We start from the raw sequence: 21,293 nt of genomic DNA on the forward strand, positions 1-21,293 counted from the left end.
CATCAGGCCGCGCTATCGATTTTCTCCTCGCCGTTCGTCGGCACGTAGTTGAGCACCGGACCGAGCCAGCGCTCCACTTCCTCAACCGGCATATCCTTGCGGCGCGCATAATCCAGCACCTGATCACGCTCCACCTTGGCAACGCCGAAATAATAGCTTTCGGGGTGGCCGATATAGATGCCCGACACGGAAGAGCCCGGCCACATGGCGTAACTTTCCGTCAATTCCACACCCGCCGCATTGGTGGCGTCGAGCAGGGCAAACAGCGTCTTCTTTTCGGTGTGGTCGGGCTGGGCCGGATAGCCAGGTGCCGGGCGGATACCGGCATAGGCCTCGCCAATCAGCTCATCACCGGCAAAAGCCTCATCCGGTGCATAACCCCAGAACTCCTTACGCACCCGCTCATGCATGCGCTCGGCGAAGGCCTCCGCGAAACGGTCGGCCAGCGCCTTGACGAGGATGGACGAATAATCGTCATTCGCCCGCTCGAAACGCTCGGCAATCGCCACCTCCTCGATACCCGCCGTTACCACGAAGCCGCCGACATAATCGGCAACACCGCTATCGACAGGCGCGACGAAATCGGACAGCGCCACGTTGGGGCGTCCGTCTCGCTTGGAAAGCTGCTGGCGCAGCGTGAAGAAGGTCGCCAGCTCTTCATTGCGGCTCTCATCGGTAAACAGCCTGATATCGTCGCCCACCGCATTAGCCGGCCAGAAGCCGATCACCGCGCGCGGCCGGAACCAGTTCTCCTCAATGATCTTCTTCAGCATCGCCTGCGCATCGCTATAGAGCTGACGCGCCGCCTCGCCCTGCTTTTCGTCATCGAGAATCGCGGGGAAGCGGCCCTTCAATTCCCAGGTCTGGAAAAACGGCGTCCAGTCGATGTAACGGGAAAGCTCTTCCAGATCATAGGTCTCGAATACCTTTGTGCCGAAGAATTGTGGCTTGACGGCGCTATAGCTCGACCATTCAATCTTGTGCGCATTCTCGCGGGCGCGGGAAAGCGGCAGGCGCTGCTTCTCACGCTCGTTGCGGGCGTGAGCCTCTGCCACCTTGGCATATTCGCTGCGAATACCGTCGATATAAGCCGGCTTCTGCTCGGCGGAGAGAAGCGCCGACACGACGCCCACGGCGCGCGAGGCGTCGGTCACATAGATCGCCTGCCCCTGCTCATACCGCGGATGAATTTTTACCGCCGTATGCACACGGCTCGTCGTCGCACCACCGATTAGCAGCGGGATGTCGAAACCCTGCCGTTCCATTTCTGCGGCCACATGCACCATCTCGTCCAGCGACGGGGTAATGAGGCCGGAAAGGCCGATCACATCCACCTTTTCGGCGATTGCCGTTTCGAGGATTTTCGTCGTCGGCACCATGACGCCGAGATCGATGATCTCGTAATTGTTGCAGGCGAGAACGACACCGACGATGTTCTTGCCGATATCGTGCACATCGCCCTTGACGGTCGCCATCAGCACCTTGCCGGCCGCCTTCTTCTCTTCGCCGCCGTTCAGGCGCTTTTCTTCTTCCATGTAAGGAAGAAGCACCGCCACGGCCTGCTTCATCACGCGAGCGGATTTCACCACCTGCGGCAGGAACATCTTGCCCGAACCGAAGAGGTCGCCCACCACGTTCATGCCGGCCATCAGCGGCCCTTCGATGACGTGCAGCGGACGCTCCGCCTTCTGGCGCGCCTCTTCCGTATCGGCCTCGATATATTCGGTGATGCCGTTGACCAGCGCGTGCTCCAGCCTTTTCTCGACGGGCAGTTCGCGCCAGGAAAGATCCTGAACCTTGGTATCCTTGGCGCCCGTGCCCCGGAAACGCTCCGCGACCTCCAGCAGGCGTTCGGTCGCGTCATCGCGGCGGTTTAGCACCACGTCCTCGCAGGCCTCGCGAAGCTCCGGGTCGATATTGTCATAAACCGCAAGCTGACCGGCGTTGACGATGCCCATATCCATGCCAACCTGGATGGCGTGATACAGGAACACGGCATGCATCGCCTCGCGCACCGGTTCATTGCCGCGGAAGGAGAAGGAAAGGTTGGAAACGCCACCGGAAATATGCGTAAGCGGCATGGTTTCGCGGATGGTCTTGGTGGCCTCGATGAAATCAACGCCGTAATTATTGTGCTCCTCGATACCGGTCGCGACAGCAAAGACGTTCGGATCGAAGATGATGTCCTCAGGCGCCAGCCCGGCCTTTTCAGTCAGCAGCTTGTAGGCCCGCGCGCAGATTTCCACCTTGCGCTGATAGGTATCCGCCTGCCCCACCTCGTCAAAGGCCATGACAACGACTGCCGCGCCGTAATTGTGGACGAGCCGCGCCTGCTGGAGAAACTTCTCCTCGCCTTCCTTCAGCGAAATGGAATTGACGATCGACTTGCCCTGAACGCATTTCAGACCGGCCTCGATGATCTCGAACTTCGAAGAGTCGATCATGACAGGCACGCGGGCGATGTCGGGCTCGGCAGCGATGAGGTTCAAAAACTCCACCATCGCCTTTTCGGAATCGATCAGGCCTTCATCCATGTTGATGTCGATGATCTGCGCGCCGTTTTCCACCTGATCGCGGGCAACGGCCAGCGCCGCCGTGTAATCACCGGCGGTGATGAGCTTGCGGAACTTGGCCGAGCCGGTGACGTTGGTGCGCTCGCCGACATTGACGAAGGGAATGTCCTTGGTCAGCACGAAGGGCTCAAGGCCCGAAAGCGACATGAAGGGCTTGTGCTCGGGGATCGGGCGCGGCTTGTAATCCTTGACCGCCTCGGCAATCGCCCGGATATGCTCCGGCGTCGAGCCGCAGCAACCGCCAACGATGTTCACGAGGCCGTCGCGGGCGAAACCCTGCACCTGACGCGCCATCATCTCAGGCGTTTCGTCATACTGTCCGAACTCGTTCGGCAGGCCTGCATTCGGATAGGCGCAAACGAAGGTGTCGGCGACGTCTGAAAGCTCCTGCAGGTGCGGACGCATGGCATCCGCACCGAGTGCGCAGTTAAGGCCGATGGTAAAGGGGTTGGCGTGGCGCACCGAATTCCAGAAGGCAGACGGCGTCTGGCCGGAAAGCGTGCGGCCGGATAGATCTGTGATCGTGCCCGAGATCATGACCGGCAGGCGGATGCCCTTGGCCTCGAAACGCTCCTCGCAGGCGAAGATCGCCGCCTTGGCGTTCAGCGTATCGAAGATCGTCTCGATGAGGATGATATCGGCGCCGCCGTCGATCAGGCCGTCGATCTGCTCGCCATAGGCGATACGCAGATCGTCAAAGCTGACGGCGCGGTAACCCGGATTGTTGACATCAGGCGAAATGGAAGCCGTGCGGTTGGTGGGGCCGATGGCGCCGGCCACGAAACGGCGGCGGCCATCCTCCCGCTCGGCGCGCTGGGCGGCGCGGCGGACGATCTGCGCACCCTCGCGGTTGAGGTCGTAGACGGCATTTTCCATCTCGTAATCGGCCTGCGCGATACGGGTCGAGGAAAACGTGTTGGTTTCGAGAATATCCGCACCCGCCATGGCGTAGCGATAGTGGATGTCTTCGATAGCGTCCGGCTGGGTCAGAATCAGAAGGTCGTTATTGCCTTTCTGGTGACAGGCGCAGCCGATGAAGCGGTCACCACGAAAATGGTCTTCGTCAAAACCGAGACCCTGAATCTGCGTGCCCATGGCGCCGTCGAGAATGAGGATGCGCTCGCTGGCGGCTTCGCGCAGCGCCTTGAAAATTTCCGCGCCGTCGCGCTTTGCCCCCTCAGGGCCAAACAGATCGTCAAACACGGGCACACTCCTCATTTCGATTTGCAAGATCGCAAGTCGTCAAGTCACATAAAGATATGTTTATGTCAATATATCTTCAAGGGACAGGCATGGCTTTGCGTCGTTGCGTCACGTTACGAAATATCGCTGACAGATGACAGGCTTATACGGCAAGGATATAAGCCGAAGCAGCAAACCGCATGGAGGACGCGATGTCTGAGGACGATCACAACAGCCGAAACTGGAATACCCTGCCCTGGCACCGCCAGTGGCTGGTAAAACAGGCCGAGGGGCTTTTCGACTTCTTCCAGTACCGGGCGCTCAATCCTGCCGGCGGCTTCTTCGATCTGGACGGCAAGGGCGCGCCGCTGCAGGCAAACGATCCCGTGCGCGGCATCCATGCCTCCGCGCGCATGGTGCATTGCTTCTCCATCGGCCACCTGCTTGGCCGTCCGGGCTGCGGCGATATTGTCGACCACGGCATGACCTATCTCTGGAACAGGCATCGCGACAGCGAGCATGGCGGCTATTTCTGGCAGGTTAACGATGCCGGCCCCGTGGACGCCACCAAGCAGGGTTACGGCCATGCCTTCGTGCTTCTGGCCGCCTCCTCCGCCAAGACCGTCGGGCACCCGCTCGCCGACCAGATGCTGGCCGATATTACCGAAGTGCTGGAAACCCGTTTCTGGGAAGAAAAACACGGCGCGATCGCCGAGGAATTCAACCGTGACTGGTCGCCCATCGATAATTATCGCGGCCAGAATTCCAATATGCATCTGACCGAAGCGTTGATGGCCGCCTATGAGGTGACCGGCGACAAAAACTACCTCGGCAAGGCCGAACGCATCGCCGATCTTCTCATCCGCCGTCGCGCCGGTGAACTGGATTTCCGGGTTCCGGAGCATTTCGACGACAACTGGACACTCGACAAGGACTATCGCGGCAACGAGATGTTCCGTCCCTCCGGCTCCACCCCCGGCCATTGGCTGGAATGGGCGCGCCTCCTCCTCCAGCTTTGGGTGTTGGGTGATCGCCGCCACGACTGGATGCCGGTGGCCGCCAAATCGCTGTTCGTGCAGTCCATGGCGCTTGGCTGGGATCGGGAAAAGGGCGGCTTCTTTTATACTCTCGACTGGAACGACAATCCCGACAAGCGGGCAAAGCTCTGGTGGCCCATGTGCGAAGCGGCGGGTGCGGCCCATTTTCTCAACGAAAACCTGCCGGCGGACCCTTTCTATGAAGACAGCTACCGCCGCATCTGGAGCACCATCGCCAACAGCTTCATCGACCATGAAAATGGCGGCTGGCATGAGGAACTGACGGAAAATCTGGTTCCCGCTCACACGCTGTTCCCAGGCAAGGGTGATATATACCACGCCCTCCAGGCCTGCCTCATCCCGCTTTTCCCGGCTACGGGCAGCCTGACAAGGGTGATCGGGGAAAGCGCCGGGGTTTATTAAGCGCGTTGTTCGCAACGGCGTTCGAAGACTTCTCCACTGTCATGCTCGGGCTTGTCCCGGGCATCTGCAGCCTATCGGCCGGACGCAACGCGGTTAAATCCCCGGCATAGGGCCGAGGATAAAGCAACAGTCAAAACCCGATTGTTTCCTCGAAGTCATCCCAGGACTGATACATTTCATAACGCCCGATGCCAGGGATCGGCACATGGCCGTAATAGGGCGAAAGTTGAAACTCGGCGGCCGCCTCGCTCTTGCCTGCCACGGCGGCAACATAGATCGCAGAGGCAAGCCCGGTGCGGTTCGCCCCATGTTCGCAATGGATGAGAACAGGCTTTTCCGCGTTGCGCAGCACCGCCGCCAGCGTTTCTGAATCTTCCACCGAGACTTTCTCGCTTGAGCTCAGCGGATAGTCGACCAGCCGGATGCCGTTGTTTTTCGCGGCCTTGCTTTCGGTATCATACCAGGCTTCACGCTTTTCATCGCGCAGGTTGATGATGGTCTTGATGCCATAGGCCTTGGCGTAAGCGGCGATGTCCTTGCCACTCGGCTGAGCCGAACGATAAAGCTCGCCGGGAATGACTTCGTGAAAATTCCCCGTCAGCTGGCCGATGCCCATATGTGCGCCGGCCAAAACCGGGAGGGCAACGAGGCCAATGGCCGTGATCTTCAAAAACTTCAGAAAAATACGCAAAACATCAACCCGCGACATCAATCCAATGTGTGGCAGATGGCACCGCAAACTGGCGAAAACAAGTCACGCCCCATCGCGGCCCGTGCGCTTCGCAAGCAGCCGGGGCACGGCAGGCCCATGGAGCGGTTGCAATGCAGGGCCTTTGGACCCAAGCATAAATTCTCAAAATACCGTGATTGCCGGCACCGGTGTGATCTCTTCAATCAAATTCGGCGGAAATGACAGTAACCCGCCACTCCAGCCTTTGCGGTTCCACCCGCTCGTTGTTGCGCAGGCGAAATGTCCGGCAGGCGGTGAAGGTTTCGCCAGCTTCGATCCGCCTTTCGCTCACCTGATAGGGATCGAACGATACGGAAGCTCGAAAGGCCGGTTCGAAGCCCTCCAGCGTGTAGGTCAGACGCTGCACCCCGACATTGTTATCATTGCGGAAGCTGACGCGAATGGGCAGTGCAGGATCCGGACAGGCGGCCTCGAACCCGGCAGTCGCGACGATATGCTCCAGCCGCTGGCTGCTGCGACGCCAGTCATAAATGACAAAGGCAGCCGTGCCGGCCCATATCAGGAGCAGGCAGATGACCACTGGTTTGAGATGCCGCGGAAATGCAATAAGGGTGAGGAGAAGAATGGCGCTGAGAACGGCTCCGACAATCACGTCGCCCCTCCTCCGCTAAAATAAAGCTCCATACGTTTCTGCCCTCCCCTGCCCTTCCAGCCACAAACGGCCGCGCGAGGCGGTCGTTGGGGTATTATCTCGACGGCGGCTCAAGCCTCTAGCATATGGCGCGAAGCACCGGCATCGCAGCCGTCAGCCACAACTCTATGGGTGCTCCCCCGGTGTCAAGACAACCAAGCGTGACAGATAGCGCCGGCATTGCCGTCCTCAGAAAGAACGGCGAAGGGAACCAAACGCCGCCGAAGACGTTCGCAGCATCAGAACAGCATGGCGGGACATAACGAAACGCCGCGGCATGGAGGTAAGTAGGCCAGCCGGCAGGGACGACAAGCCGCCCCTTGGCACCGCCGAAAGCCACACCATATTAAAAGTTACTAAAATATGCTACATATCAGTCAGCTCAGGGAGAAAACGATGAAAACGCTGATCGTAACGTCGCTCCTGGCCCTTTCGGCCAGCACCGCAATGGCCGCGGATGCCGTCTACGAAACACCGGCGCCTCCGGTCGCACAGGAAACGTTACCGGTCTTCACCTGGTCTGGTCCTTATCTTGGTATTCAAGGTGGCGCGGGCTGGGCAAATGGTGATTTTTCGGCCGGTGCCCCCATAGGCTCGGATAATTTCGATGGCGGCATTCTCGGCGCCTTCGCCGGTTACAATTACCAGTTCGACAATAATTTCGTTCTCGGCATCGAGGGTGACGTCGACTATAACTGGAATGACAATGATTATGCGGGAGTGAACATTGGCACCGACTGGCAAGGGTCCGTTCGTGGCCGCGTTGGTTATGCCTTCGATCGCGCTCTCCTTTATGGCACGGCCGGCTGGACCGCCACACGCGGCTTCATCGACACCCCCGGCGCCGGCAAGGACAGCGCCACCTTCAACGGCTACACGGTTGGCGCAGGTCTGGATTACGCCTTCACCGACAATGTCTTCGGCAGGTTGGAATATCGTTACAACGATTACGGCGACAAGGACATATTTGGCATCAATACCGACCTTGACCAGCACACCGTCAAGGTGGGCCTCGGCGTGAAGTTCTGATCACAATCGAGTTTTGTAGACCCGAAGCCCGGCCATCCGCCGGGCTTTTTTCGTTGCAGAGGATCAGCGCAGGCTACGATCCGCTCTGCGAAAAAACGGAACAATATGAACTCCGTAAAAATGAAGCATTCACAAGCCGTTCAGCACTTCCGTGCCATCATGCGGGCATAATGAGCCTCTATCTCCCGAAGCAGGCTTATGGAGTAGCCCGATGAAAAAGATAATTCTTTCCACGATTGCCGCGCTTGTTGCCACTGGCAGCATTTTCGCATCCTATGGCAGCGCCAGCGCGCAGGACTATCCCTACCGTCCGCGTTACGATCGGGGTTACGACCGTGGCGGCCCGCCGCCACCGCCCTATCGCGAACACCGTCGCCACAATGATGGCGCAGCGATTGCCGGAGGCCTCGCCGCAGGCGTCATCGGTGGCCTGATCGGTGGCGCCATCGCCAATAATAGCGGCCCCCGTTATTACGAACCGCCACCGCCGCCGCCGCGCTGCTGGTTTGAAGACCGGCGGGTTCCGAATTCCTATGACGGCGGCTGGCACACCGAAAGCATGCGGGTCTGCAACTAATGTCCGATCCTGCGGCCCCGTTTGCTTCAAATGGCAAGCCGGGCTGCTTTCAGCGAATGAGATTGCGGGATACGATTTTCATCCCCACCACGCGCTTTCACCGATACTGCGTGCGGCGCGACAGCACCCCCGCGATCAGCACAGAAAATCAACAACCATCTGATTAAAAAAGAAAAATGGTGGGCCTGGAGAGACTCGAACTCCCAACCAAGCGGTTATGAGCCGCCGGCTCTAACCATTGAGCTACAGGCCCCTTCGGAAAACGCTATCCGAAACACCGGTTTCGCAATGGTTCGAATCCGGTGGTCACGCTCTAACGCAATTTTTACAGCCCGACAAGCCATTGATGCTTTCGCTAAACAGTGCCGCCGTATTAGCTACACAATCTAAGGCAATACCCGTTCAAGGGACTCAATCAACGAGGAAACACCATGAAGACAAAATCGGCCCGCCTTTTTGCACTTAGCGCAATGACAGCAGCAGCCATGATGCCGCTCTCCGGCCAGTTGCTCGCGCAGGAGGCCACCCCGCGTGAAGCCACAATCAGCGTTTCCGGCGAAGGCCAGGCGGCCATCGCTCCTGATATGGCAATACTGTCGTTCAGCGTCGTCAAGCAGGCAGAGACCGCGGCGGCCGCTCTTTCGGAAAATTCAAAGGCGCTGGCCGATGTTCTGAAGGCGCTGAAGGAGGCGGCGATCGAGGATCGTGACCTGCAGACCAGCAACTTCTCGGTGCAGCCGCTTTACAAGCATTATGAGCCAAAGGACGGCGTCTATGTCGCTCCCGAAATCACCGGTTACCAGGTGTCCAACGGCCTGACCGTGCGGGTGCGGGACCTGAAGAAACTCGGCGCGATCCTCGATACATCCGTCAAGCTCGGCATCAACCAGGGTGGAGACATCAGCTTCACCAACGATAAGCCTGAAGCCACCGTCACCGAGGCTCGCAAACAGGCCGTGGCCGACGCTCTTTCCAAGGCCAAGACCCTGACGGAAGCTGCTGGCGTAAAGCTCGGCCGTGTTATCCAGATCACCGAAAACACGCAGCGCCCGATGCCGGTGCCGCAGGCCATGATGCGCGCCTCCATGGCGAAGGAAGCGGACAGTGTCCCGATTGCGTCTGGTGAAAACAGCTACAGCGTTGTGGTCAACGTCACCTTCGCGCTCGAGCAGTAATCGGCAAGGGGCGGCTTTTGGGTCGCCCGCACCGGCTCGGCCTCCGCCATAGCACAGATAAAATGAAACGCCCCTCGCTACCGTTCAGGGAGCGAGGGGCGTTTTGTCCATCTGCCGGGACGGGGATGCCGGCAGATCGATCAGGATCGCTGCCGTTAGCGGCGGATTACCGGGCAGCCGCGCTCATTGGCGAATACGATGCGGTCACGGCCGTGGCGGTCAAAACCTGCAACGACGACGCGGCGCGGAGATACATCAACAACACGCGCGCGGCGAAGACCCATGCGGCTTGCCTTTTCTTCCGCAAGCCAGGGCGAGCAGCCACGGCGCGGGCGATCCGGGCGGCCCCAGCCGGGACGATGACCATAACCATCCTGAACCTGAACTCGGAACTGTACATCCGAGCCGGCCGAAGCAGCTGGAGCGGTGACGGAAATACCACCAAGGGCGATGAGGGCAGCCAGGCCGGCTTTTGCGAAGGTGCTGAACATGAACTCACTCCGTTTGTTTCTTTGACGGCGGGGGAACATCCCCCGGCGATTGACGAGACCCTAGACTCGCCCATCTGAATATCAGCAGAACCGAATGTTCAGCAGGCGTTCAGGGTGGTTAACGCGCACACCCCGATCAGGATCCGCACATCACGGCGAGATATGCAGCACGACGTCGCGCCGATGCGACTGATCGCGATGTTCGAAGAGATAAAGGCCCTGCCAGGTGCCAAGCACGAGCCTGCCATCCGTGATGGGAACGCCGATGGAAACCATCGTGAGCGCCGATTTGATGTGGGCGGGCATGTCGTCGGGGCCCTCCAGGGTGTGGACAACCCACCGCATGGAAGGATCGCTCGAAGGCGGCACGAGACGGGAGAAAAACTCCGTGAGATCGGTCCGGACGTCGGGATCGGCATTTTCCTGGATGAGCAGGGAACAGGATGTGTGCCGGACAAAGACTGTCAGCAGCCCTTCCGTTACGCCGGCCTGATTTACGAAACCTTTTGCTTCAGAGGTAAGTTCGTAAAGGCCCTGCCCGTGAGTAGAGATGATTATTTTCTTCTGTGGCACGTTTTTCTTTCAAATAGTCGGGAACAAAATCGGCGCTGCGAACGTTGCACCATGTCAAATTCTATCCGATGGCGATAAGTATAAGACGACAGGGCGATAACAGCCCATGACAGCAGAACGGAAAACCGCCACTGCAGTTGCATAAAACGGGGAAGGGTTGGCAATATCATAATGAATTATCCAGGCTATCCCGTCCATAGACGAGCACGGCATTTACAGCGCAGGGCTGACACAGGGTGCGAAAGACTTTCTCATGGCACCCACTGACTATCGTATCGATCTGACCAATTGCGACCGCGAGCCCATCCATATCCCCGGCTATATTCAACCCCACGGCTGTCTCATCGCCTGCGATAACGCCTTGCGCATGGTGCTACGGCATTCGGCAAATTGCTGCGACATTCTCGGTGTGGAAGGCGATATCAATGGCCGAACCGCCGAAGAGGTTCTGGGCAAGGACCTCGTACACAATCTCCGCAACGCGCTGACTGTAACCGGGAGGACAACGCGCCCGGCCATGTTGCCCGCAACGGAAATGGGCAACGGCCGAAGCTTCGACATTTCCCTCCACCGCTACAAATCCACCACGATCATCGAATTCGAACCGTCCCGCAGCGAAACCCAGCCCCTGGGCACCGCACGCAAGATGGTGGATCGCATTCGCGAGGCGGACAGCGTGGAAAGCCTCATCTCCAGAACGACCAGGCTGGTAAAGGCGACGCTTGGCTACGACCGGGTAATGATTTACCGCTTTGAGGAAGATGGAGCCGGCAAGGTCGTGTCGGAAGCAAAGCAACCGGAACTGGAAAGCTTCCTCGGCCAATATTTCCCCGCCAGCGACATACCCCAGCAGGCCCGCACGCTTTATCTCAAGAACACGCTCCGCATTATCTCTGATGCCAGCGGCACACGAATCCCCGTGCTGCCAGCCCTCGATATCTCCGGCGAACCGCTCGACCTCTCTTTCGCGCACCTGCGCAGCGTCTCTCCCATCCATTGCGAGTATCTTCGCAATATGGGCGTCGCCGCTTCCATGTCGATTTCGGTGATTGTCGATGGCGCCCTCTGGGGTCTGATCGCCTGTCACCATTATTCCCCGCGTGTCCTGACCATGCCGGTGAGGATTGCCGCTGAAATGTTTGGAGAATTCTTCTCCATGCATTTGCAGGTCCTCAAACAGAAACGTCGGCTGGACACCGTCAACCATGCCCATGCCGCGCTCGATCGCTTCCTGCGGCTAGCCGCGCACCACGCCAATATCGAAGAACTGCTGATCGACAGTTTTCAGGATTTTGCCGATCTGATGCCGTGTGATGGTGTCGGTCTCTGGGTAGACAACAACTGGCACGGCCATGGCGCAACGCCACCGCATGACGCCATTCCAAGGCTCGCGCGTTTCGTCGCCTCGGCTTCGGAAGGCAGGGTCTGGGCGACCCATGCGCTGTCGCAGGCGATACCTGAGGCGGAAATCTACGCCGACACGGCAGCTGGAATGCTCGCCATCCCACTTTCTCAGGTGAAACAGGACTATCTCCTGTTTTTCCGCAAAGAGATCGTGCAAAATCTGAACTGGGCCGGCAATCCGGAAAAATCTTATGAAACCGGCCCGATGGGGGACCGTCTCACACCACGCAAGAGTTTCGCGATCTGGAAAGAGACGGTGCATCAGAGGGCGCAGCCCTGGTCGGAGGACGACCGGGAGATAGCGGAAGCCGCCAGAATTGCGCTGGTCGAGGTCGCCTTCCATCACAGCGAGCTTATGGCCGGCGAAAGGGAACGCGCCGAAGTGCGTCAGCGCATGTTGAACGAGGAGCTCAACCACCGCGTCAAGAATGTTCTCGCCATCATCAAATCGCTGGTCGGCAATCCCTCACAGGAAGGCAAGACCCTGCAGGAATATGTGGCTGCCCTGAAAGGCCGCATTCAAGCCTTGTCCTTTGCCCATGATCAGATCATCCGAGGCGAAGGCGGCGGTGCGCTGCGCGATCTTCTCGACGCGGAATTGTCGCCGCATCGTTCCCCGGAAACGACGGTGAAACTCGAAGGTCCCCACGTCACACTTGATTCGCGCGCCTTTTCCGTTATGGCTCTCGTTCTGCACGAACTGGCGACGAACGCCGCCAAATACGGTGCGCTTTCGCAAAACGGTGGGCAATTGCATGTGCGCTGGTGGGTCACCGAAAACCGCGATTGCGAAATCGAGTGGCGGGAAGTGCTGACCACCAAACTGCCGACGCCATCCCGCGCCGGCTTCGGAACGGCGCTGATCAGCCGCAGCATTCCCTACGATCTCGGCGGACGCAGTACGTTGCGCTATTTGCCCGATGGATTGGAGGCAGAAATTATGCTGCCCTTCCGTCATGTCTCGTCAGCCACCGAAAGTGTCGAAGTACCCACAGAAAATGAGCCCGCGCGGCAATCCAGCCGCTATAACCGGGAGGAGCCGTTGAAAATATTACTCGTCGAAGATCAGATGCTGATCGCCATGGATGTCGAAAACATGCTCGAGGATAACGGCATCAAAACCATCGAAACGGCGACTTCGTCTGCGATGGCAATTGAAAAGCTGAAAAGCTATGTGCCTGACGTGGCAATTCTCGACATCAATCTCGGTTCGGACACCTCCATTCCCGTCGCCCGGGAACTTCACCGCCGTGGCATCCCGTTCATGTTCGCTACCGGCTACGCCGATGGCAGCATGGTGCCGGATGAATTCGGCGCTGTTCCGGTTATCAGGAAGCCCTATGATGAGGATGCGCTGATGGCCGGGATTGGGGTTTTGGTGGGCGATGCGGAGCGAGCATAGGAACGCGGCGTCATCCTCGGGCTGTCCCGAGCATCCGCAACCTGCCGATTGTCCCGACGAGGCCTCGGCTGCTCAGACATGAGTAAGCGCGCCCTCACTGGAATCGTGTAAAGCCGCGCTTTTTTGCATCTTCGGGGCTGACTTCATTCCCGATTTTAAACCGGAACTCCGTGACGGTATAGTTTTCGAGATCAACTTCGCACTGGAACGACACATCGTGCCAACCATTGGCCGTGTTGAACGCGCCGCCGGAAGCATCGATAGAATTTCCGGAAATCCTCCCACCTGTGTCCGAATAGGGGATCATGCCTCTGGCGGCAAACCCCGCTTCCTGAATCTGCGCCAGAGCTTCCGTGCTGCAAAGCTGAACGATGCGGCGGCGCGGCGGCAGATCACCGAACATCTGGCGTCTCTGGGCGGGTGACAGCACGGATGAAGACAGAAGATTTTTGGCCGCCGGAAGTTTCGCAGGCATCTTTTCTTCCACCTCAGCGGGCTTTTTCTCGGTCGGTTTTGCCTGCTGAACAGGCGGCTCTTCCGGCGGAACCTCCTCCTTCAGCGGTGAAACCGCAATCTCGCCCTTCTCGGCGGAAGCCTGAAGATCGCTATTGGCGGCGGCAGGCGCGGGCTTTTCCTCGGCCGTGCTCTCAGGTGGGCTTGCAGGCATCTCGGAGGGTTCGGTCTTTTCCGCTTCCTCGGCTTTGCCCAGCTTATCTTCTGGATCGGCTTGCGCTTCTTCCGGTCGCATAGCGATAGCCGGCAACGTCGCCTGCGGTTGCTGCACGGGTTTCGCTTCTTCAGCCGGTGGCGCGGGAGGTGGTGGCGGAGGTTGCGGTTTTTCCTCTTTCGCCTTCTCCTCACCGGGCGGCGGGGCCTCTTCTGCCTTTTTTTCCTCAGGCGGTGGCACCAGATCGACGCTGATGCTTTCCGGTTCCTGCGGCTCGGCTACACGCTCCGGCAATTCGAAAAGGAAAATCGCCACGACGACAAGATGCAGAAGAGCGGAGACGGGCATAGCCCATCCCTTCCACCGCCACCTGCCTGCCGAAACCTGTTGCATCTTACCGAACCAAATCGAACCTGGACATATCCAGCGGAAGCGGATCCCCTGCCTCACACATAAGGCTTGTCGCAGAGTTCGCCAGTGCGGAAAACAAAAAACCCGGCCAGAGCTGACTGACCGGGTTCAATTTTAAAGGAAGCAAAAGCTTAGCTATCGAGGAAGCTGCGGAGCTTTCTTGAGCGGCTTGGGTGCTTGAGCTTGCGCAGCGCCTTCGCCTCGATCTGGCGAATACGTTCGCGCGTGACCGAGAACTGCTGGCCGACCTCTTCCAGCGTATGGTCCGTGTTCATGCCGATGCCGAAGCGCATGCGCAGAACACGTTCCTCACGCGGTGTCAGCGAGGCCAATACGCGGGTGGTCGTTTCACGCAGGTTCGCCTGAATGGCGGCGTCGATCGGCAGCAGCGCGTTCTTGTCCTCGATGAAGTCACCGAGATGCGAATCCTCTTCGTCACCCACGGGGGTTTCGAGCGAGATCGGCTCCTTGGCGATCTTCAGAACCTTGCGCACCTTTTCCAGCGGCATGGCCAGCTTTTCGGCCAGTTCTTCCGGGGTCGGCTCGCGGCCAATCTCGTGCAGCATCTGGCGCGAGGTACGAACGATCTTGTTGATCGTTTCGATCATGTGCACCGGAATACGGATCGTGCGGGCCTGGTCAGCAATCGAGCGGGTGATCGCCTGTCTGATCCACCATGTCGCATAGGTCGAGAACTTGTAACCGCGACGATATTCAAACTTGTCCACCGCCTTCATCAGGCCGATATTGCCTTCCTGAATGAGATCGAGGAACTGCAGACCACGGTTCGTATACTTCTTCGCAATCGAGATCACGAGACGCAGGTTGGCCTCGACCATCTCCTTCTTGGCGATGCGCGCTTCGCGCTCACCCTTCTGCACCATCGAAACGATGCGACGGAATTCGGCGATGGAAATGCCGGTTTCCGTGGAGAGGTTCTGGATCTCCTGGCGGATTTCCCGGATCGTGTTGCTTTCTTCGCGCGCGAATTCCTTCCAGCCGCGGGCGGCCAGATTGGCGATCGACTTCATCCAGTTCGGATCGAGTTCCGCACCGTGATACTGCTCGAGGAAGCTGTCGCGCTTGACGCCATAGGATTCGGCAAGGCGCAGCAGCCGGCCTTCGTTCTGCATCAGACGCTTGGAAATGTCGTAGAGCTGCTCGACAAGGCTGTCGATGCGGTTCTGGTTCAGCGAAAGCGACTTCACGGCCGTGATCAGCTGATCCTTCAATTCCTTGTAACGACGCTCCTGGCCTGAAGAAAGCGTACCGGTGCAGGCCAGACGCGCTTCCACCTGCTGATCCTGAAGCTTGCGCAGCTTCTTGTAGGTGTCGGCAATGGTGTCGAGCGTTTCCATGACCTGCGGACGCAGTTCGGCTTCCATCGCGGCAAGGGAAAGATTGGACTCGTCGTCGTCCTCTTCTTCCTCTTCCGGCGGCAGGCCGTCACCACCAACATCGGTGACATCCTCGTCACCGGTCGGAGCACGCAGCTTGCGGGTCTTTTCCTTTTCTTCGGCGGCCTTGCGGTCGGCCTCGATCTTTTCCGGGCTCTGGAACTGCGGCGCAGCCTTGGCTTCCGGGCCGGAATAGGTCGTTTCGAGATCGATGATCTCGCGCAGCAGCGTGGTGCCTTCGTTGAGTTCGTCGCGCCAGATGATAAGCGCCTGGAACGTCAGCGGGCTTTCGCACAGGCCCGAAATCATCGTCTCGCGGCCGGCCTCGATGCGCTTGGCGATGGCGATTTCGCCCTCGCGCGACAGAAGCTCGACAGAACCCATCTCGCGCAGATACATGCGCACGGGGTCGTCGGTGCGGTCGGTTGGTTCTTTCTTCTTGGCGGTCGCAAGCGCGGTGCCGCTGGAAGGCGCAAGTTCGCCACCCTCGGAATCGTCACCGTCGGAATCGCCGTCGTCATCGCCACCGGCGGCTTCCTCGGCATCCTCGTCCTCGATCACGTTGATGCCCATGTCGGACAGCATCGCCATCGTGTCTTCGATCTGCTCGGAGGTCACCTCTTCGGACGGCAGGACCGAATTCAGCTCGTCCATCGTCACATAGCCGCGCTTCTTGGCGGCCTTGATCATTTTCTTGACCGCGTCATCCGAAAGGTCGAGAAGCGGGCCGTCCGTCGCACCGTCGCGTTCGTTTTCTGCTTCTTCGTTTTCTTTGACTTTGGTTGCCATCTATCTCGTCGCTTTCCCTGACGCTAACACCTGTTCCGCCGCATCGCCGTCCGCCCCTTGAGCATCCGGCGCATTGCCGCGAATCACTGTCAGACACCTAACGGAGTGATCTTTAATTGCCGATTAACCACGGCAGCCTCAGGCAGAATGCAAGGACAGTGCACCCGGAAATGCTTGCTCATGCAATTTCTATCCGCCAAGGCTCATTCCACCTTACTTTTCCTGAATTGGTGATTCCCGCTATTTCCCGCCCCGTCAAGCCTTTGAAGGCGAGACAGCCACGGAAATTCTTAAAAAGAGCCGCATTTTGCGAATTATCACCAGACTATCCCCTATTTAGGACGCCTGCCGCAAAAGGCAACCCCACACACCTTTCAATTCTTGCCGCGACGATCATCCATGGCCGACGGCCGGTCCCTTCACCCGGCCGGACATGACCCCGAAACCATCGATGATGGCCTCCTGATTTTCCATTCGGCCGATCTCCAGCTGAACCTCGGCAAGCGCGCGCACCAGAAGCGTCCCGCGCTCATCATCCGTCGCCTCGGCAATTTCGCGCTCCAGCTCCTTTTTCTGCCAGAGGAGCGACTTTGTCCTTTTGTGCAGGGAAAGCGCCTGCACGTAACCTTCCCGTGCATCCTCCATCGCCGCCTCGCCGGTCGCCGTCCACAGACGGGCATTGCGCACCTGCTGATCCATGGTTTTCAGCAGCACGTCAAAGCCCTGCTGCGACAGGCGCTCGATCAGCCCCGCCCGCGATATCGCAGCCGCATTTTCGGCCGCGTAGGTCAGAACCGTAGACCACAGGCGTTGCAGGTCACGGTTCTCATAGTCGATCGCGGCGATCTCGTCATATTCCTCGAGAAGCAGTTCGGGATGGTTGACGATGGTGATGGCCAGAACGCTCTCCCGAAGCGACGGCTTGGTCTGATAACCCCTGACGAGGCCGGATTGCGCCAACCGTTCCGAAATACTGCTGGCAGGTGCGGCCATAGCCCCACCCCGGCCCGGTGCGTTGCGCTGAAAGCCACGCCCCGGCGCCTGTGCGCCATTGCGGCGGAAATTGCCACCCTGCTGCCCGCCTGCCTGAAAGCGCGGCTGGAAGAAGGCATTCAGCCTGTCACGCATGTCCTGTTGATAGAAGCGCCGCACCGTCTCGTCACCAATAACGGCCACGATCTGCCGCAGGCGGCTCTCGAGCTGGGCACGCTTTTCCGGCGTATCGAAAGTAACGCCTGAGGTCTCGCGGCTCCAGATCATCGCGGCCAGCGGCTTTGCCTCGGAAAGAACGCGGTCGAAAGGCGCCCTACCCTCCAGACGCACGAGATCATCCGGATCCTTGCCGTCGGGCAGAAGCGCGAAGCTGACGGAGCGATCCGGCTTGATATGTGGCAAGGCGAGATCAGCGGCACGGTTGGCGGCGCGAATGCCGGCGCCGTCGCCATCGAAACAGAGGATCGGCTGCGGCGACATCTTCCAGAGCAGATCGAGCTGGCTTTCGGTCAAGGCAGTGCCGAGCGGTGCGACGGCATTTTCGACGCCCGCCTGATAAAGCGCGATGACATCCATATACCCTTCGACTGCAATGACCGTGCCGCCCGCCGCCTGTGAGGCCCGACGTGCACGGGCGAAATTATAGAGAACATTGCCCTTGTGAAAGAGTTCGGTCTCGTTGGAATTGAGATATTTCGCCACCGCATCCGAAGCCATGGCGCGGCCGCCGAAGGCAATCACCTTTTCCCGCGAGGACAGGATCGGGAACATGATGCGGTCGCGAAAACGGTCATAGGAGACCGGCACGTTTTCATGGACCACCAGCCCGCAGGCTTCCATCTGCTCCTTCGACACACCCTTGCTTGCCAGATGCTCCTTCAGCGCGTTGCGACTGTCAGGCGCATAACCCAGCCGGAAGGTCTCGATGGTACGCCCGGTCAACCCGCGATCGCGCAGATAAGCCCGAGCCCGAGCGCCGAGCGCCGTCTGCAGCTGATCCTGAAAGAACAGCGTGGCCATTTCCATGACGTCCTGCAGAGAGGTGCGCTCACGCTCCCGCTTCTCCGCCTGCGGATCGGGCTGCGGCATGGAAATGCCGGCCATATCGGCGATCTGCTGCACGGCTTCCGGGAAACTTAAGCCCTCAAGCTCGGTCAGAAAGCGGAAATGATCGCCGGAAACGCCGCAACCAAAGCAATGATACCGCCCTTTGCGGTCCTCACAGTGAAAGCTCGGGCTTTTTTCGCCATGGAACGGGCAGCAGGCCCAATAATCCCCCCGCGGCGCATTGGTCTTCTTCTTGTCCCAGGACACGCGTCTGCCGATCACATCGGAGATGTTCACGCGGTCGCGTATCTCATCAAGGAAAGAGTTGGAAAAGCGCATGGGTTACCTGTTCGAGGCCAGTCTTTCATATAAGCGCAGAATGGCGCCAGCACCAACCCTATGAACCAGTTCACAGCCACAATACCCGATATTCACAGGGTGGCGCAAAAAGCTGGCAAAGCCCTTTGCGCCTGCTTCGGGCAAATTTGTGGCGCTGCATCATCACCAAAAATTATGTTTTTGTAATTTGAGCAGTCCGTCCGCGCGTTGTAAAAACATAGTCACAGTCAAAGCAACGAAATCGCAGAAATCTGCCGACGCCCGCAGGCACGTCCCCCGAAAAAAGCCTGCGCTGGAGAGCATTCTGATCCGCCGGAATGCGTTTTCGTCGACAGAAAAAAGGCAGGGCAGCCCACATCTGCCCTGCCTTTACTTTTTTGGGCATTGCCGAATTTACTTCAGCAAATCCTTCACGACGCCGGAGGCCTTCGCAAAGTCGATCTGACCGGGATAACGTTCCTTCAGCGCATTCATGCATTTGCCCATGTCACGCAGGCCGGAAGCACCGGTTTCGGCGATGACGGCCTGGCAAAGTTCGCGCACCTTCTCGGCCGGAATTTCTTCCGGCATGAATTCCTTGATGATGACGATTTCTTCTCGCTCCTGAGCGGCAAGTTCGGGACGGCCGGCACCTTCATAGATGCTGGCGGATTCTTCCCGCTGCTTCACCATCTTGGTCAGAATCTGCATGATATCCTCATCGCTGACGGGGTCCTTGCCCACGCCGCGATTGGCGATATCGCGATCCTTGATGGCGGTCTGGATGAGACGCACGGTCGAGGTGCGTCTGGCGTCGCGGGCCTTCAGCGCATCTTTCAAACTATTAGCGAACACGTCGCGCAGCATTTCTTCTTCTCCTTGGGAAAGCGCCTTCCGCAGCTTCTCGACACGGAAACTTTCCACCTCATTTTGCGAAACGACATAAACGAGCCGACACGCTCAAGCAAATCAAATGCATAAGACCTTGAAAATACGGTGGTTTAATTCCACGTAAATCTTGGCCCTGCGGTTGACCGCTTGGGCTGCTTTCGTTATTTTCCGGCACCTGCACGAGATTTTAACGAAGGGTCGGAACGCGAGCTTTATCGCGCGCCCCTTTATGTCACGAAGCCTGCGACAAAAATGGCCCCTTACCCCCTGCCTTTCAAGAGGCGGGGTGCGAAGCGGCAGAAACGGAACGAGATGACCGAGACAGCGCCCTGGACTACCCGCAAACCGACCGCAATGCTTGTTCTTGCCGATGGCACGGTGATTGAAGGAACAGGCATAGGCGCAACCGGCAAGGTTCAGGCCGAGGTCTGCTTCAACACGGCGCTGACGGGTTACGAGGAAATCCTCACCGACCCCTCCTATCTCGGCCAGATCGTTACCTTCACCTTCCCGCATATCGGCAATGTCGGCACCAATGAAGAAGATATCGAAGACCTGACGCCCGCCGCCCGGCGCGGCGCCGTCGGCGTCATCTTCAAGGCCGACATCACCGACCCTTCGAACTTCCGCGCCGTCAAGCATCTGGATGCCTGGCTGAAGGCCCGCGGCGTCATCGGCCTCTGCGGCATAGACACCCGCGCCCTGACGGCATGGATCCGCGAAAACGGTGCCCCGAACGCGGTTATCGCCCATGATCCGAACGGCGTCTTCGACATCGAAGCGCTGAAGGCGGAAGCCAAGGCATGGAGCGGCCTCGTCGGCCTCGACCTCGCCATAGAAGCCACCTCCGGCCAGTCTTCCACCTGGGCTGAAACGCCGTGGGTCTGGAACAAGGGTTACGGCACGCTCGGCGAAGCCGATGCGAAGTATCACGTCGTCTGCGTCGATTTTGGCGTCAAGCGCAATATCCTGCGCCTGTTTGCCGGTCTCGATTGCAAGGTCACCGTCGTTCCGGCCCAGACTTCGGCTGAAGACATCCTGGCGCTGAAGCCGGATGGCGTGTTCCTGTCCAACGGCCCCGGAGACCCGGCCGCGACGGGCGAATATGCCGTTCCTGTCATCCAGAACCTCATCAAGACCGACCTGCCGATCTTCGGCATCTGCCTCGGCCACCAGATGCTCGGCCTTGCCGTTGGCGCAAAGACTGAAAAGATGCATCAGGGCCACCATGGCGCGAACCATCCGGTCAAGGACTTCACGACCGGCAAGGTGGAAATCGTCTCGATGAACCACGGCTTTGCGGTGGATACCAAGTCGCTGCCCGAGGGCGTCGAAGAGACCCATATCTCGCTGTTCGACGGTACCAATTGCGGCCTGCGCATCACCGGCAAGCCGGTGTTCTCCGTCCAGCACCACCCGGAAGCATCGCCGGGCCCGCAGGACAGCCACTATCTCTTCCGCCGCTTCGTCAATCTGCTGCGTGAAAAGAAGGGCGAGGCAGCGCTCGCCGAGCGCTGATACTTTTCCAATCC

The 21,293-nt window shown here is 58.9% G+C and carries 15 protein-coding genes and 1 tRNA gene; 6 read left to right on the forward strand and 10 right to left on the reverse strand.

The features are described from left to right. Positions 1–2: 2 nt before the first annotated feature. Entirely contained in the window at positions 3–3,776 is a 3,774-nt protein-coding gene (gene metH, locus BTN45_RS09525) for a methionine synthase (RefSeq protein ID WP_207587450.1), read from the reverse strand. Between the two features lie 179 nt (positions 3,777–3,955). On the opposite strand from metH, the gene BTN45_RS09530 reads away from it, so the two are divergent. Further along, the gene (locus BTN45_RS09530; protein WP_207587452.1) at positions 3,956–5,215 is read left to right on the forward strand and encodes an AGE family epimerase/isomerase; all 1,260 of its coding nucleotides are present in this window, start codon (positions 3,956–3,958) and stop codon (positions 5,213–5,215) included. 130 nt (positions 5,216–5,345) lie between these two features. Here BTN45_RS09530 and BTN45_RS09535 read toward each other — a convergent pair whose 3' ends face one another. Together BTN45_RS09535 and BTN45_RS09540 are read right to left on the reverse strand one after the other, a co-directional pair. Continuing rightward, entirely contained in the window at positions 5,346–5,906 is a 561-nt protein-coding gene (locus BTN45_RS09535; RefSeq protein WP_034498853.1) for a dual specificity protein phosphatase family protein, read from the reverse strand. Positions 5,907–6,105: 199 nt separating this feature from the next. Next, complete coding sequence (locus tag BTN45_RS09540) at positions 6,106–6,558, reverse strand: hypothetical protein (protein WP_207587454.1); 453 nt, start codon at positions 6,556–6,558, stop codon at positions 6,106–6,108. 435 nt (positions 6,559–6,993) lie between these two features. Here BTN45_RS09540 and BTN45_RS09545 point away from each other — a divergent pair, with 435 nt between their 5' ends. Both BTN45_RS09545 and BTN45_RS09550 read left to right on the forward strand, forming a co-directional pair. Then, positions 6,994–7,626 carry an outer membrane protein gene (locus tag BTN45_RS09545; protein WP_022556638.1) on the forward strand — a complete coding sequence of 211 codons (633 nt, stop codon included), beginning with the start codon at positions 6,994–6,996 and terminating at the stop codon, positions 7,624–7,626. A gap of 211 nt (positions 7,627–7,837) precedes the next feature. Next, positions 7,838–8,203, forward strand: coding sequence for a hypothetical protein (locus BTN45_RS09550; RefSeq protein WP_004442874.1), 366 nt, complete (start codon positions 7,838–7,840; stop codon positions 8,201–8,203). 177 nt (positions 8,204–8,380) lie between these two features. On the opposite strand, the gene BTN45_RS09555 is transcribed toward BTN45_RS09550, so the two are convergent. Continuing rightward, positions 8,381–8,456, reverse strand: a tRNA-Ile gene (locus tag BTN45_RS09555). Between the two features lie 178 nt (positions 8,457–8,634). On the opposite strand from BTN45_RS09555, the gene BTN45_RS09560 reads away from it, so the two are divergent. Then, positions 8,635–9,378 carry an SIMPL domain-containing protein gene (locus BTN45_RS09560; protein ID WP_207587456.1) on the forward strand — a complete coding sequence of 248 codons (744 nt, stop codon included), beginning with the start codon at positions 8,635–8,637 and terminating at the stop codon, positions 9,376–9,378. A gap of 155 nt (positions 9,379–9,533) precedes the next feature. Here BTN45_RS09560 and BTN45_RS09565 read toward each other — a convergent pair whose 3' ends face one another. Together BTN45_RS09565 and BTN45_RS09570 are read right to left on the reverse strand one after the other, a co-directional pair. Further along, positions 9,534–9,869: a hypothetical protein gene (locus BTN45_RS09565; RefSeq protein ID WP_004442876.1), complete on the reverse strand. Its 336-nt coding sequence runs from the start codon at positions 9,867–9,869 to the stop codon at positions 9,534–9,536. Positions 9,870–10,019: 150 nt separating this feature from the next. Further along, the gene (locus BTN45_RS09570; RefSeq protein WP_207587458.1) at positions 10,020–10,442 is read right to left on the reverse strand and encodes a secondary thiamine-phosphate synthase enzyme YjbQ; all 423 of its coding nucleotides are present in this window, start codon (positions 10,440–10,442) and stop codon (positions 10,020–10,022) included. Positions 10,443–10,695: 253 nt separating this feature from the next. Here BTN45_RS09570 and BTN45_RS09575 point away from each other — a divergent pair, with 253 nt between their 5' ends. Continuing rightward, on the forward strand, positions 10,696–13,248 hold the full coding sequence (locus BTN45_RS09575) for an HWE histidine kinase domain-containing protein (RefSeq protein ID WP_207587467.1): 2,553 nt from the start codon (positions 10,696–10,698) through the stop codon (positions 13,246–13,248). 94 nt (positions 13,249–13,342) lie between these two features. Here BTN45_RS09575 and BTN45_RS09580 read toward each other — a convergent pair whose 3' ends face one another. The 4 genes from BTN45_RS09580 to BTN45_RS09595 all read right to left on the reverse strand — a co-directional run bounded on the left by BTN45_RS09580 (position 13,343) and on the right by BTN45_RS09595 (position 19,737). Then, on the reverse strand, positions 13,343–14,263 hold the full coding sequence (locus BTN45_RS09580; RefSeq protein WP_207587469.1) for a DUF930 domain-containing protein: 921 nt from the start codon (positions 14,261–14,263) through the stop codon (positions 13,343–13,345). Positions 14,264–14,457: 194 nt separating this feature from the next. Next, entirely contained in the window at positions 14,458–16,512 is a 2,055-nt protein-coding gene (rpoD, locus tag BTN45_RS09585; RefSeq protein WP_004442883.1) for an RNA polymerase sigma factor RpoD, read from the reverse strand. 393 nt (positions 16,513–16,905) lie between these two features. Next, positions 16,906–18,891 carry a DNA primase gene (gene dnaG / locus BTN45_RS09590; RefSeq protein ID WP_006699649.1) on the reverse strand — a complete coding sequence of 662 codons (1,986 nt, stop codon included), beginning with the start codon at positions 18,889–18,891 and terminating at the stop codon, positions 16,906–16,908. A gap of 393 nt (positions 18,892–19,284) precedes the next feature. Further along, positions 19,285–19,737: a GatB/YqeY domain-containing protein gene (locus tag BTN45_RS09595; RefSeq protein ID WP_207587471.1), complete on the reverse strand. Its 453-nt coding sequence runs from the start codon at positions 19,735–19,737 to the stop codon at positions 19,285–19,287. Between the two features lie 336 nt (positions 19,738–20,073). On the opposite strand from BTN45_RS09595, the gene carA reads away from it, so the two are divergent. Then, positions 20,074–21,279 (forward strand): glutamine-hydrolyzing carbamoyl-phosphate synthase small subunit, encoded by a 1,206-nt coding sequence (carA, locus tag BTN45_RS09600; RefSeq protein ID WP_004442887.1) that lies wholly within the window; start codon positions 20,074–20,076, stop codon positions 21,277–21,279. The last annotated feature ends 14 nt before the right edge of the window (positions 21,280–21,293 follow it).

Origin of the sequence: Rhizobium sp. ZX09 (assembly GCF_017357485.1) — a bacterium.
GTDB lineage: Bacteria > Pseudomonadota > Alphaproteobacteria > Rhizobiales > Rhizobiaceae > Agrobacterium > Agrobacterium pusense.

What these genes read in the sequence shown, in the direction of transcription:
- BTN45_RS09550 (WP_004442874.1), top strand. Translation starts at nt 7,838, where the DNA reads ATGAAAAAGATAATTCTTTCCACGATTGCCGCGCTTGTTGCCACTGGC.
- BTN45_RS09595 (WP_207587471.1), bottom strand. Translation starts at nt 19,737, where the DNA reads ATGCTGCGCGACGTGTTCGCTAATAGTTTGAAAGATGCGCTGAAGGCC.
- BTN45_RS09545 (WP_022556638.1), top strand. Translation starts at nt 6,994, where the DNA reads ATGAAAACGCTGATCGTAACGTCGCTCCTGGCCCTTTCGGCCAGCACC.
- BTN45_RS09580 (WP_207587469.1), bottom strand. Translation starts at nt 14,263, where the DNA reads ATGCCCGTCTCCGCTCTTCTGCATCTTGTCGTCGTGGCGATTTTCCTT.
- rpoD (WP_004442883.1), bottom strand. Translation starts at nt 16,512, where the DNA reads ATGGCAACCAAAGTCAAAGAAAACGAAGAAGCAGAAAACGAACGCGAC.
- carA (WP_004442887.1), top strand. Translation starts at nt 20,074, where the DNA reads ATGACCGAGACAGCGCCCTGGACTACCCGCAAACCGACCGCAATGCTT.
- BTN45_RS09560 (WP_207587456.1), top strand. Translation starts at nt 8,635, where the DNA reads ATGAAGACAAAATCGGCCCGCCTTTTTGCACTTAGCGCAATGACAGCA.
- BTN45_RS09575 (WP_207587467.1), top strand. Translation starts at nt 10,696, where the DNA reads ATGGCACCCACTGACTATCGTATCGATCTGACCAATTGCGACCGCGAG.
- dnaG (WP_006699649.1), bottom strand. Translation starts at nt 18,891, where the DNA reads ATGCGCTTTTCCAACTCTTTCCTTGATGAGATACGCGACCGCGTGAAC.
- BTN45_RS09565 (WP_004442876.1), bottom strand. Translation starts at nt 9,869, where the DNA reads ATGTTCAGCACCTTCGCAAAAGCCGGCCTGGCTGCCCTCATCGCCCTT.
- BTN45_RS09530 (WP_207587452.1), top strand. Translation starts at nt 3,956, where the DNA reads ATGGAGGACGCGATGTCTGAGGACGATCACAACAGCCGAAACTGGAAT.